Here is a 12,722-nt window from a genome sequence, read left to right as displayed (position 1 = left end):
GTCGAAGATCGGCCGTCACTCGCTACTCGAGGCCCCACGTCTCGTCCTCGACGCGCACCGAGAGGAGTTCGTCCCGGTCGCCCAGCAGTCGGAAGGCGAAGCCCGCGTCGTCGCGTTCGTACTGCAAGTCGAGCGTCGTCACGTCGGCGGTCGTCTCCCTGACGATCCGCGACTGTGTCCCGTCGCCGACCGACTCGAGGCCGTGATCGTCGTAGGCGACGCGCGCCGACGTCCTGATGAGGTTGTCTCGGTCGTAGACGTCCGCATCGATCCCTGTACTTCCGTCGGATTCGTGCACCTCGAGTCGGAACGTTTCCATCGACATACGTGACCGATCGAGCCGTCGGTTCGTGGAAGTCGGGCTTGCAGGTGCGCCGCGTCGGATCGGTCGTCGAAGAATCGCTGACGATGGTGGGTCGAGCCAAAGTGGAGCGATTCGCTCGAGCCGCGTTCGACACGATGCCGTCGACAACGGACGTGACGGCTGTCAGCCAGGAAATGCTCGAAAACGGGCCGTTTATTAGCGCACGCGAAAGTGGCCGAGGTATGACTTCGAGAGCGGCGTCCGAACGCGACCGGTTCGGCAGCACGACAAACGGCGTGACCAGGTCGGGGGCGACGCGACGGGCGTTCCTCGCCGGTACCACCGCGACGGTCGCCGCCAGCACCCTGGCGGGGTGTCTCGGCAGCGACGACGACGAACCCGAACTCGATCCGGACGACGAACCCGAAAAGCCGGATTCGATCACGGTCCGTGCGTGGGGCGGCGTCTGGGAAGGCTCGCTCGCCTCCGCCGTCGGCGATCCGTTCACCGAGGAGACGGGAATCGACGTCGTCTACGACAACAGCGACATCCAGGTCACACAGAACAACATCCGCTCCGCCGTCGACCAGGGCCAGGAGCCGCCGGTCAACGTCAACTGGACGATCGTCGTATTCATGCACCGCGAATACCGGCAGGGGCTCGCAGACCCGCTCCACCCCGACGTCGTCCCACACACCGACGAGATGCGGGACCTCGCCATCCCGGACGTCGACGGCGACTTGCCGTACGTCGGCCTCTACCCGTACACCTACGCGCTGTGTTACAACGAGGACGCCCTCGAAACCGTCCAGGGGAACACCGAACCGGTCGACTCGTGGGAGGCCCTCTGGGACGATCAGTACGAAGACTGGATCGGCGTCTACAACGACCCGCCGGGCGACGGCTTCCTCCCCCCGCTGGCCGAACTGGCGGGCGTCGACCTCGGCCCGGTCGACGAGATGGAACCCGCGTGGGACCTCCTCGAGGAACTCGAGCCGAACCTCGGCTACCTCGGCAGCGACGCGTCGATCTCACAGAACCTCCAGGAGGGAGAGATCGCGTACGCCGCGGGCTATCTCCCGAACAACCTGCTCGAACTTCAGGCGGAAGGCGTTCCGGTCGACTGGACGATCCCAGAGGAGGGGGCGACGGTCCGGACTGACTGTATGTACACCCCGAAGAACCAGTCGACCGCCGAACTCTACTGGAGCCAGAAGTTCATCGACTACGCGCTCCGAGCCGACAACCAGCGCAACTGGATGGAGGAACTGCAGGTGCCGATGCTCAACGAGAACGTCGAACCGCTCGAGTGGATGGAGGGCGATCCCGCGTTCCCGACGTCGGACGCCGAGTTCGAAGACCTCCTCTGGACAGACCTCGACGTTTACACGGAACACAGTCCGGAGTGGTTCGATCGGTTCTCACAGACCGTCGCCTGACCGATGCGCACCGACACTCCCGCGATTCGCATCGACGGCGTCACGAAGACGTTCGGCGACGTCACCGCCGTCGACGACGTCTCACTCGAGATCGAGCAGCGAGAGTTTCTGACCATCCTCGGACCGAGCGGTGCCGGCAAGACGTCGCTGTTGCACATGATCGCCGGCTTCACGGAGCCGACGAGCGGGGAACTCTACATCGACGGCGAGGCCGTGACGACCGCGCCACCCTACGAGCGAAACATCGGGATGGTCTTTCAGAGCATGGCGCTGTTCCCCCACATGACCGTCGGAGAGAACGTCGCCTTCCCGCTGAAGATGCGTCGGCACGACCCCTCCCGGATCGACGAGCGCGTCCAGGAGATGCTCGAGCTCATCCGGCTTCCAGAGATCGCCGATCGCAGCGTCGACGAACTCTCGGGCGGGCAGCGCCAGCGCGTCGCGATCGCTCGCGGCCTGGCGTTCGAACCCTCGATCCTGCTGCTCGACGAACCGCTGAGCTCGCTCGACAAGAAGCTCCGCGAGGAGATGCGCCAGGAACTGCTTCGAATCCACCGGGAGACCGACGTGACGACCGTCCACGTGACCCACAACCAGGAGGAGGCGCTGGCGATGGCCGACCGGATCGCGGTGATCGAGCGCGGCACGATCGCCCAGCACGCACCCGCCCACGAGCTGTACGACCACCCAAACTCCGCGTTCGTCGCCGACTTCATCGGGAACACCAACCTCCTCACCGGCCGCGTCGATCGACTGGCCGACCGCCAGTGCACCGTCGAGGTCGGCAACCCCGGACTCGAGATCGCGTGTCGGCTCGACGATCACGCGGGCGAACTCGAGTCCGACGCGACCGTCCAGGTCGGGATCCGGTACGAACGGATCAACGTGGGCGAGACGCTCTCGACCGACAACGCGTTTGAGGCGACGATCGCTTCGGTCGGGTTCAACGGCGACACGATCACGTACGACGTCTCGCTCGAGCGGACGGGGGATCGACTGTCGATCACCGAACTCAACACGACGAACACGCGGCTGTTCGAACGCGGTGACGCGGTGTGGGTCGGCTGGAACGCCGAGGACACGTTCGTCTATCCGGCGCGGGGTGACTGATGGACACGACGAAAATCGTCCACACGCGGAGGGAAGAATAATGACCGCCGAGCGCGACAGTCGCTCGAGACCGGTCACGTGGGCGCTCATGGACCGGGCGATCGCCGTGAAAGAACGGCTCCCTCGAGCGGTCTACCAGTCGCCACCGAACTGGCTGGGCTACCTGCTGCTCGTTCCGGCGCTCGTGCTGGTGGGATTCCTGTTCGTCGGGATGCTCATGCTGGCCCGGTACAGCGTGCTGACGTTCGACCCGATCGAGCTTCTCGTCTACGAGTACACCCTCGAGAACTGGCGACGGCTTCTGACGACGAGCGGCTATCACACGATCTTCCTGCGAACGTTCGTGCTGACCACGATCGTGACCGTGCTCTCGGTCGCGCTGGCGCTCCCGTACGCCTACCTGACGATTCGCGTTCGATCGCCGCTCGTGCGGAAGGTGTTGTTGGTCAGCATCTTCGTGCCGTTTTTCACCGGCGTGATCGTCCGGGCCTACGGCTGGCTGATCGTCCTCGGCCGGGACGGGCTCGTCAACGCCGCACTCGGCGTTGTCGGAGTCGGACCCGTTCGATTCCTCGGCTCGGAGTTCGCCGTACTGATCGGACTCCTCCAGATCATGCTCCCGTTTGCGATCATCATGATCGCGCCGTCGATCCAGCACATCGACCGGTCGCTCGAGCTGGCCGCGAGCAACCTCGGGGCGGACCGCCTCCAGACGTTCCGGCACGTCGTCGTTCCGCTCGCGGCGCCGGGGATCGCCGGCGCGACGATCGTCGTGTTCACCATCACGGCGGCGACGTTCGCGATCCCCGACCTGATCGGCGGCGGACGCGTGGACTTCGTCGCCAACCTCGTCTACCGGACGCTGTTCAATTCCGCGAACTACCCCCTCGCGGCCACGCTGAGCGTGGCGCTCGTCGTCCTCACCTCCCTCGTGGTGCTGGCCGTCTTCCGGCTGAGGGGATCGGGCACACTCGGTATCGACGGCGGTGAGACCGATGACTGACGGCCCCCGCCGGCGACTCGGCGACGGGCTCCGAGCGGCGAGCCGGCGGCTCCCCGGCGAGCACCCGATCCTCGGAACGATCGTCGCTGCCCAGGTCGTATTCCTGTTGCTCCCGACACTGATCGTCCTCGTCGCCTCCTTCCAGTCCGGAACCGTAATTCGGTTCCCGCCCGACGACGTCTCTCTCCACTGGTACCGGATGCTGCCGGGCGAAGAACGGTTCTTCGGCGCCTTCTACCGGAGCGTCCTCGTCGCGCTGTTCTGTACCGCCCTGGCGATTCCGGTCGGGATCGCGACCGGCATCGGCCTGATCCGTTACGACATCCGGTTCGAACAGGGGGTCCAGCTCTACCTCCTGCTCCCGTTTACCGTCCCGCTCGTCGTTTCCGGCGTGATCTTGCTCCTGCTCTTTCGCGAACTGGGCGTGCTCGGTCAGCTCTGGACGGTCGGGCTGGCGCTCGCGATCATCAATCTCCCCTTCATGATCTGGAGCGTCACCGCCCGCGTCAACGCGCTCGACCCCGAACTCGAGTACGCCGCCCGGAACCTCGGCGCCGAAGAACTCCAGACGTTCGTCCACGTGACCCTCCCCTCGCTGATGCCGGGGGTCATCACGGGCGCGTTGATCATGTTCGTCCTCGCGCTGAACGAGTTCCTCGTCAGCCTGCTCATCACCACGCCGAACACCGTCACCCTCCCCGTGCTGATCTACACGTCGATCCGCGCCAACGTCAGCCCCCTCGTCGCCGCCGTCGCGAGCGTCTACGTCGTCGCCGCGTTCGTCGCGGTACTGGTCGCCGACCGGCTCGTCGGCCTCGAGGAGTTCCTCCGATCCTGAGCGGCGTTCGTTCCGGCGCGTCCCTGCCGTGTCGTCGCCGACCGCGGGCGCGTTACTTCCAGGGCGTGCCCATCACCTCCGCCTGCACGTCGTGACCGACCCGAAGCCGGCAGTCCGACTCGGGGGTCGCAATGCAGGCGAGGACGAACCCCTGCTCGCGGGCGCCGTCTTTCAACCCGCGTGGGGGCTCGAGGTGGACGACCTCGCCCTCGAGCACGCGGGCGAGACAGGTGCCACAGGCGCCGTATCGGCAACCGTAGGGCAACGAGACCCGGGCGCGCTCGGCAGCGTCGACGATGGGGTCGCCCGCCGCGACAGTGATCGTCTTCTCGGTGCCGTCGCGCCAGACGAGGTCGACGGCGTGGTCGTCCGCGTCGCTCGAGTCGGCGCCGCTCAGGTCGGAATCGCTCGAGTCCGCACTGCTCGAGTCGGTATCGCTCGAGCTGGTTTCGGAACCGGGATCGGCGCCGCCGGCCGGCTCACTGCCAGACGTCACTGGTGCAGTCGCCGCCGGGCCAGCGGATCTCGTGGGCGCGGGCTGGGCCGCCCGGCGCGTCGCCGAAGTCGACCAGGAACTCCTCGTCGAGTTCCATCCGTCCCTCGTCGGGGTAAACGTCGGCTTTCAGCATGAGCGAGCCCTCCTCGGCCAGCTCGGGGTAGAACTGGTTGTCCCACGAGGAGAACAGCGAGGTCGTCCAGTAGAGGCGCTTGCCGTCCCGCGAGAGCTGGAGCATCTGCGGGGCGCCGCGGATCTCGGTGCCCTGGACCTCCTGGCGGTCGCCGAACAGTCCGCCGGCCCAGATCCGATCGACCAGCCGGGGGTTGCCCATGTCGCTGACGTCGTACATCCGGACGTCGCCGTGGAGCCAGTTCGAGAAGAACAGGTACTGATCGTCGAGCGAGAGGACGATGTCGGTGATCAGCGGCGGGACCGGCATGTCCCAGTCAGGGTGCTCGCGGGGCTCCTCGTCGATGACCACGTCCCAGTCCCAGCTGCCGTCCGCTGTCCGGTAGAAGTGGATCATGTTCGAGGAGAGCGCCGCGCCGACGAACCCCTGGGTCTCCTCGGGATTGTGGCTCATCCGCACCTCGAGCGGGATCTGTCCCTCCTCGCCGAACTCGAGGGTCTGGACGTGCTCGCGAGTCTCCCAGTCCCAGACGTGCAAGCTGTCGCCGTACTTGCCCGCCTCGACGTCCTCGAGGTCGAAGCCGGGGTAGTAGGTCTCGGGCGCGGCCCACTCACTCGAGATCATGACGTTGTGCCGGGGCTGGTACCAGTAGTCGTAGTTCAGCGCCATCTCGCCGCGGTCGGCCTCCCAGCGGCCGTCGATGGTAAAGTCCTCCTGATCGAGTTGCAGGAAGCCCCCGGGGAGTTCGCCGTCGGCGTTGCCGAGCATGCTGATGATCACCTTGCCGCCGGGGACGCAGTGAACCGTGTGCGGCGCCGAGAGGTCGTGCTCGAAGACCTCCTCGGGTTCGATTACCTTCACCATCTCGGGATCCCTGGGATCTTCGACGTCGACGATGTGAAGGCGCGAGGAGCGCTGGCCGGGGACGATCAGGTACTGTCTGGTGAGCCCCTCGACGTGACAGGACGACGAGCAGGCGTTCCAGCCGAAGTGGTGGAGTTCGTCGCCCAGGTTGGGCATCTCGATCATGTCGAGCAACTCGCTGTAAGTCGGCGAGTCCGGGTCGATGTCGACGACGCCGATGGCATCCGGGCCCTCCTCGGCCATTCCGACCCGCGGCGCCATCACGTACGCCGTCTTCTCGCGTTCGGATTCAGTTCGCATCGCCGCCGGCGTCGCGTATCCCGGCCCCTCGACGTCGGCGTGTTCGTGCGTGCTGTGCTCGTGACTGTGTGCGTGGTCGTCGGTACTCATCGTTAGTCTTCTTCTAGAGAGACGCTATCACCCACCATGTCAATTTTTGCCGTCGTCTCAGCAAGTCGTCTCGGCGGAAACGTTTATATGACTTGACGTTCCGCTCGCGGTGAACGTCGGACGACTGTTCTCGAGTCCCGCTATAGTGCACGTTGAAAGTCATTGCACACCCGGCCACGAACATCGGCGGCCAGCCTCGGCCTCGTTGCCGAGGCTGGCCGCTCGGCTGTGGCCGGGTGTAAATCGTTTCAACGAGTACTATAGAGCAACAGGTCCTCGTAGGCCGTCGGCTCCTCGCCCGGCTCGAGCGCCACCGTCTCGATCCGCTCGACGTCTTTGGTCGTCCGCGGTCCCTCGACGCCGTCGGTGACGAACCGCGACTCGTAGGACTCGGCCTCGGCGAGCGGGCGGCCGTCCTGGAAGAACGCGAGCAGCGCGTCGGCGGCCGTCTCGACGTCGACGCAAACGGTGTAGCCGTCGCTCGAGGCGACCACGACGTGGGTCGTCTCACCCGGCACCGACGCCAGCTCGAGGGCCTCGGCGAGCGAGACGCCGCGCCAGGTCGCCGTGTAGTGGTCGCCGGAGTTGCAGTCGATGCGAACGTCGCGTTCGGAGAACGGGAGCACCGCGAAGTCGTCTGCGGTCGCGGTGACGGCCTCCTCGCCGACGATCGTGATCGGGTCGGAGAGCCGCGGAACGGAGTCGGCCATGCTCGAGGCACGCGGTCCGTGGACTAACGCTTTGCTCCCGCAGGAGGTCATGGAACAGTTCACAGGAATGAATCCACGTACAATCGCTTCGAATATGCTGATACCGACGTGTGCGAACTTAATGCGACTGTTTTCATCAGGAAATATGGGCTTTGGTGAAGTACCACGGGTCGGGTGACCCGTGGCGTCCGTGTCTACCCTGTAGTCGGGGCAACGGTCTTTAATTCCTCTCGCGCTTGACTCTGCGAGTCTCGCGCCGACTTTCCGTGTCGGTAAACACCCGAAGCGAAAACTGCTCCGTGAGAGTCGGCCTCTTCACACAGGCCCGATGCCGTCCGTCTCACCTTCCGAACACTTGGAAGGGTTTCGAGAGACGGCACATTCTCATTCTGCTCGTGGAACCATTCTTGCGCCACACAAACCGCTGCTTTCCGGTCAGCGTGGTCTTGGAAGTCGCACTCCATACATTTGAACCGCTTCCAACGCCGATTCGCTCGCTCGGTGTGCAAGCATTCCGTTCGCGGACAGCGTTGACTCGTGTACGCCGGGTCAACATCGTCTGAGGGGATTCCACCCCAAGCGGCTTTGTACGTCACCATATCTCGGAGTGCGGCGAACGGCAAGGAGTGCAAGCGCCGGTTCATTCGCGTGCCGTAATCGATTGAGTCTCGCATGTCTTTGAGGTCTTCAAAGACGATTACCGGTTCGTTGAATTGCGAAACCCATCGTGTTACGTCGCGCGATACTTTATGGAGTTGGTCGTGAACGAAGTCTTGTTCTTCGGTTTGGACCACGTTCTCGAACGCGGATTGTCCGACTTTCTGCATCCGCTTCCGTTTGGTGAAAAACTCGTGGCGAACTCGTTTGATGTCGGGGTACTCGATGACGACTGAATCGAGTACGTCACCAGTAGCTCTATTCAGCGCGGTGAGTGCCACGCAGTCCTCGTTAATGTCCACACCAACTACTGTCTCTGCGTAGTCTGGAGACGCTACGGTGCGTGTCTTGTGGGTGACTGTGACGTGTACTCGCCATTCGTCGTGTTTATACACGAGTTCAGCTACGCCCACTCTCCACGAGTCAGAGTTAAGAGCGTTCTTGACTCGTTCGAGGTGGTTGGGACTACCGCGAAGTACGCCTTTGACGTGGTTGTACGGTTTGTAACTGACTCTGAAGCGAACATCTCCCGAATCATCTACAGTGAGGGCGTATCCTTCGTTGTGATTCATCCGCATTGGATACGTCTCGTCAATGTAGGGAAACGGTCGGCCCCACTCGTTGTCTTTGTGGTCGTGGTACGTCTCTATCTCACCCAGTGCTTTCTGGACGAGGAGTTGAGTCGTGTTTTTCACGAGGTTGGCGTTATCCACTACGGTGTCGTGGATGTCGTCCCAGTCCCATCCCTCACGGTCGAGGCGGTTGACTTCGTTGCGAACTCGTCGGGCTTCGAGACACCCTTTGTACAAGTTGTCAGGACTACCCGTTTGGATGGTTAATCCAAAAGAAAGCGTCTGGGTCAGTCCTGCATCTTGCATCGTCAATAAATTGTCGTGAATCGTTGTAAGTGTAGTGATTTGTCGGCATTCACCCACGGGTCAGGTGACCCGTGGTACTCTGCCTTGACCGCTGATAGAGCCATGCGAATAGACAGCGCAAGTCAGTCACTGGCAGTTGTTTCCCGATCTATGTCAGAAGTGCTACAAGCAGCATCTTTTACCGTCACAGGAACGAAAGTACAACCGATGGAACTCCCAGAGGTAAATGCGGCTGTGGCATTCGGGTTACTGACGATGGTTTCGTGGGGAATCTGGATCGTCGTGGGGAACGCTGCGTCAGAATCCATCGACCCGACGACGGCTGCCGCGATCTCGTATCTCGTCGCAGCCATCCTTGCAGTCGGGTATGTTTTCGTGTCAGGTGCCTCACTGGCCATCACGCCACGGGATGGGGCGCTTGCTGGCGTGGCTGGAGTGTTCGCCGGAATTGGCTTCGTCTCGATGTATATCGGTCTCTCACGTGGCTCAACGACGGTCGTCTCGACTCTCGGTGCCATGTATTTTGTCGTCGCAGCGTTCATCGGGATGGCTGTACTCGGAGACGAAATCACCACAACGAGAGTCGCAGGGCTCTTGCTCGCGGGCGTCGGTGTCATCCTCGTAGCTCAATAGTAACCATTGAACGTCATTGCACACCCGGTCACGAACGTCGGCTGTGACTGGTGTAAATCATTTCAACGAGTACTATAGCTGGTTCACATCGTCATAGCTGAAGAACACGCCCCGCCACACTGCATACACGCTCTCTGTAGCGTTCCCGCCAGCCGTCCTGCCTTCCTCATGACGGCGGTATCGGCCGGTTGTACCGGCTTCGAAGCGAGTACTTCTTCTACCAGGCTTCGTTCGCGCTCCGGCTGATTCGACCGTGCGATGCCGTAGTAGAGTTCGAACAACGTCATCGACGACAGCCGCTGTTGTCGACCCTGTAACTCCAGTTCGGCGGCTTTCTCGACGGCGTCCTCGTCACTATGCAGAACGAATCAATCTCACTCCAACGAGTGGTCGTCCCCGCTCGAGTCAGTATCCTGCTCGTCCTCGGCGACCGTCTGAAACGCATCGAGGAGGACCTGCTTCGTCACGGCCCCGTGCGTCGTCCAGTGGTGGGCGTAATCGAGCATGTCGTCGTAGATGTCCGGCTTGCAGCCGGCGGCCTTGGGGTGGCCGCCGCCGCCGACGAGCCCGGCGACCTCGTGGCAGCGGTCGAACGCGTCGGTGCCGCGGATCGAGACGCTCCCCGCGGGTTTGATCACGATCGAGGCGTCGGCGCCCTGCTCGCGCATCGCTTCGGCGACCTCGTTCTGTGAACACCGTCCGTAGGTGATACCGACGGTGTATCCGTCTACGTCCTGCAGCTCCGTCCGGGAGACGGCCTGGTCGATTAGCGCCTCCTTCTCGATTCGTTTCTCGGCGAGGAACTCCTCGACCCACGCCGGAAGCGCCGCGCCGTACTCGCGAACGACCTCGGCGTACTCCTCGGGGCCACTCCAGTAGGCGTAATCCGCGAGGTCGTCGCTCCGGGGGTCCTCGCGCAGCCAGAGGTCGTGGTCGCGGGTGACCGCCGCCAGCTCCTCGTAGATCGGATCGAACTCGTACTCGAGCGACCGGTACACTACGTCCGCGGTACACTCCTCCTCGGAGTCGCCGATCACGAGGTCGACGCCCGCGTCGCGAACGGCCGCTGCGACGTCGTCGTCCCACTGGTGGTGGTCGTACCACGCGGCGTGGCCGGCGACCTCGAGTGCGGCCTCGAGCTCGTCGGCGACGTACTCGTAACGGTCCGGACAGAGGTCACAGACGTAGAGGTCGATCCCCTCCTTGGCGTAGTCGGCCACCTGCTGGATGCTGTCCTCCAGGTCGTGCGGGCTGGCCCCGAGCAGCGCCACGCGGTGGGGCGTCGGCTCGGGCTCCTCGAGGGGGTCGAGGGCGTCCGTTTCGGACGCTGGTTCGTCCTCGTCCTCGTCCTCGTCGGCCGGCTCCGGGACGTTCCGCACGTCGTCGTACGCCTCCCGGAGCAAGGCGACGCAGGCCAGCCCGTCGGCGTCGGTGTCGGCGACGACGGCCGCCTCCGCGCCCTCGAGTTTGGCTTTCGCTCGCTCGTCCTCGAGGTCGTCCTCGATCGCGTCCGGGAGGAAGAAGCCAGTTCCCGGGAGCACGGACTTGCGCGAGAGGGGGAGATCCTCGCTCGAGATGAGCTCGTCGTACATAGCGGTGAATCCGGGGCCGAGCGGCAAGAACCCGCCGATCCATCGCGGTTCGTCGAAAGCGAAGGTTTTTGCGCCACGGCGGGCGACTCCGGGGTAATGACCGGAGACGACGCGAGAAACGGAGTCGAGGAGCCACGAACCGACGGTGGGGCGGCGGGCGCCGACGAGGTCGCCCTCGACCCCTGGGGCTCCTCGACAGTCTCCGACTACCGCAAGCTGTTCGAGGAGTTCGGCATCGAGGAGTTCGACGAACTGCTCGAGGCGGTGCCAGAGCCCCACTACTTGATGCGTCGCGGGGTTATCTTCGGCCACCGCGACTACCGACCGGTCGCCGAGGCGATGGCCGAGGGCGAGCCGGCGGCCGTCCTCTCTGGGTTCATGCCCACCGGCGACCCACACATCGGCCACAAGCTGGTCTTCGACGAGATTATCTGGCACCAACAGCAGGGGGCGGAGGCGTACGGACTGATCGCCGACCTCGAGGCCCACGCCGCCCGCGGCCTCTCCTGGGAAGAGATCGACGAACATACGCGCAACTACCTGCTCTCGCTGCTGGCACTTGGCTTCGACCCCGAGGAGGGCGAGCTCTACCGCCAGTCGACCAACCGCGACGTGCAAGACCTCGCGTTCGAACTCGGCATCGAGGCCAACTTCTCCGAACTCGGCTCGATCTACGGCTTCGACGGCGAGACCGACGTCTCACACATGCAGAGCGTCGTCACCCAGATGGCCGACATCCTCTACCCACAACTCGAGGAGCCCAAGCCGACGGTGATCCCCGTCGGCCCGGACCAGGACCCGCACGTCCGGCTGGCCCGCGACCTCGCCTCGCGGATGCGAATGTTCGGCGTTACGACCGCCTACGCGAGTTTCGAAGCGACGGAAGCCGAACTCGAGCACGTCGCCGCGGCGTACGAGGCTCGTGAGGCGTACGCCGAGGAACCCGACCAGCCGCGGTGTGGCGAGGCCGCCGAGTGGCTCGCCAGCCAGGACGGGGACGACCCCGCCCTCGAGTCGGCGATCGACAAGCTCGAGAACGCCGGGATGGAACCACTCCGACCCCGAACCCGGTTCCTGAACCGGCGAGCCGACGAGGACGCCTTCGAGGGGTTGATCGAGGCGGTCGAAGGCGAAAAGCGCGTCTTCGAGGAACACGTCGACGCCTTCGACCTCGAGCGCGAGGCGGCCGAAAAACTCGCCCGCGAGGTCGAACTCGCCCACGACGGGTACGCATTTCTCCCGCCGTCGTCGATCTATCACCGGTTCATGACGGGGCTCACAGGTGGAAAGATGTCGTCGTCGATTCCGGCCAGTCACATCTCGCTGCTCGACGACCCCGAGGCGGGCTACGAGAAGGTGAAGTCGGCGACCACGGGCGGTCGCGAGACGGCTGAAGCACAGCGTGAACTCGGCGGGAAGGCCGACGAGTGTCCCGTCTACGAGCTGTACGCCTACCTGCTCGCGGGCGACGACGACGCGTTCGCAAAGCGCGTGTACGACGAGTGCGTCGGCGGCGACCGTCTCTGTGGCGACTGCAAGGAGCAGGCCGCGGGCCTCATGAAGGAGTTTCTCGAAGATCACCAGGAAAAACGCGAGGAGGTCACCGACCTGCTCGAGGACGCCGAGATCGAACTCGAGTCACCCCGGCGCGGCTGAACCGGCGTCGTCGAGGGAC

At 64.1% G+C, this 12,722-nt stretch carries 12 protein-coding genes; 6 read left to right on the top strand and 6 right to left on the bottom strand.

Annotated elements, in window-relative coordinates:
- Positions 1-22: 22 nt before the first annotated feature.
- Positions 23-325 (bottom strand): hypothetical protein, encoded by a 303-nt coding sequence (locus NMQ09_RS05550; RefSeq protein WP_255193449.1) that lies wholly within the window; start codon positions 323-325, stop codon positions 23-25.
- Between the two features lie 221 nt (positions 326-546).
- Between NMQ09_RS05550 and NMQ09_RS05545 the strand changes: the two genes are divergently transcribed.
- Genes NMQ09_RS05545 through NMQ09_RS05530 form a run of 4 tightly spaced genes read left to right on the top strand, consistent with a single transcriptional unit; the run spans position 547 to position 4,694 of the window.
- Complete coding sequence (locus NMQ09_RS05545) at positions 547-1,743, top strand: substrate-binding domain-containing protein (RefSeq protein ID WP_255193448.1); 1,197 nt, start codon at positions 547-549, stop codon at positions 1,741-1,743.
- Positions 1,744-1,746: 3 nt separating this feature from the next.
- Complete coding sequence (locus tag NMQ09_RS05540) at positions 1,747-2,853, top strand: ABC transporter ATP-binding protein (RefSeq protein WP_255193447.1); 1,107 nt, start codon at positions 1,747-1,749, stop codon at positions 2,851-2,853.
- Positions 2,854-2,893: 40 nt separating this feature from the next.
- Entirely contained in the window at positions 2,894-3,856 is a 963-nt protein-coding gene (locus NMQ09_RS05535; RefSeq protein WP_255193446.1) for an ABC transporter permease, read from the top strand.
- Positions 3,849-4,694, top strand: a complete 846-nt coding sequence (locus NMQ09_RS05530; RefSeq protein ID WP_255193445.1) for an ABC transporter permease — start codon at positions 3,849-3,851, stop codon at positions 4,692-4,694. The genes NMQ09_RS05535 and NMQ09_RS05530 overlap by 8 nt, the downstream gene beginning before the upstream one ends.
- A gap of 52 nt (positions 4,695-4,746) precedes the next feature.
- Here NMQ09_RS05530 and NMQ09_RS05525 read toward each other — a convergent pair whose 3' ends face one another.
- From NMQ09_RS05525 to NMQ09_RS05510, 4 genes are all read right to left on the bottom strand, one after another.
- On the bottom strand, positions 4,747-5,190 hold the full coding sequence (locus NMQ09_RS05525; RefSeq protein ID WP_345781283.1) for a 2Fe-2S iron-sulfur cluster-binding protein: 444 nt from the start codon (positions 5,188-5,190) through the stop codon (positions 4,747-4,749).
- Positions 5,174-6,577, bottom strand: a complete 1,404-nt coding sequence (locus tag NMQ09_RS05520) for a selenium-binding family protein (protein WP_255193444.1) — start codon at positions 6,575-6,577, stop codon at positions 5,174-5,176. Before NMQ09_RS05520 ends, NMQ09_RS05525 begins: the two co-directional genes overlap by 17 nt.
- Positions 6,578-6,825: 248 nt before the next feature.
- The gene (locus NMQ09_RS05515) at positions 6,826-7,287 is read right to left on the bottom strand and encodes a molybdopterin-dependent oxidoreductase (protein ID WP_255193443.1); all 462 of its coding nucleotides are present in this window, start codon (positions 7,285-7,287) and stop codon (positions 6,826-6,828) included.
- Positions 7,288-7,481: 194 nt separating this feature from the next.
- On the bottom strand, positions 7,482-8,822 hold the full coding sequence (locus tag NMQ09_RS05510; protein ID WP_255190745.1) for a transposase: 1,341 nt from the start codon (positions 8,820-8,822) through the stop codon (positions 7,482-7,484).
- 207 nt (positions 8,823-9,029) lie between these two features.
- Between NMQ09_RS05510 and NMQ09_RS05505 the strand changes: the two genes are divergently transcribed.
- Positions 9,030-9,455 (top strand): EamA family transporter, encoded by a 426-nt coding sequence (locus NMQ09_RS05505; protein WP_255193442.1) that lies wholly within the window; start codon positions 9,030-9,032, stop codon positions 9,453-9,455.
- A 374-nt stretch (positions 9,456-9,829) separates the two neighbouring features.
- On the opposite strand, the gene NMQ09_RS05500 is transcribed toward NMQ09_RS05505, so the two are convergent.
- Positions 9,830-11,047 (bottom strand): DHH family phosphoesterase, encoded by a 1,218-nt coding sequence (locus NMQ09_RS05500; RefSeq protein WP_255193441.1) that lies wholly within the window; start codon positions 11,045-11,047, stop codon positions 9,830-9,832.
- Between the two features lie 96 nt (positions 11,048-11,143).
- On the opposite strand from NMQ09_RS05500, the gene NMQ09_RS05495 reads away from it, so the two are divergent.
- On the top strand, positions 11,144-12,703 hold the full coding sequence (locus NMQ09_RS05495; RefSeq protein WP_255193440.1) for a tryptophan--tRNA ligase: 1,560 nt from the start codon (positions 11,144-11,146) through the stop codon (positions 12,701-12,703).
- Positions 12,704-12,722: the final 19 nt, after the last annotated feature.

The organism is Natronobeatus ordinarius, assembly GCF_024362485.1.
Classification (GTDB): Archaea; Halobacteriota; Halobacteria; order Halobacteriales; family Natrialbaceae; genus Natronobeatus; species Natronobeatus ordinarius.
This window is presented reverse-complemented; position numbering and strand designations above follow the sequence as displayed.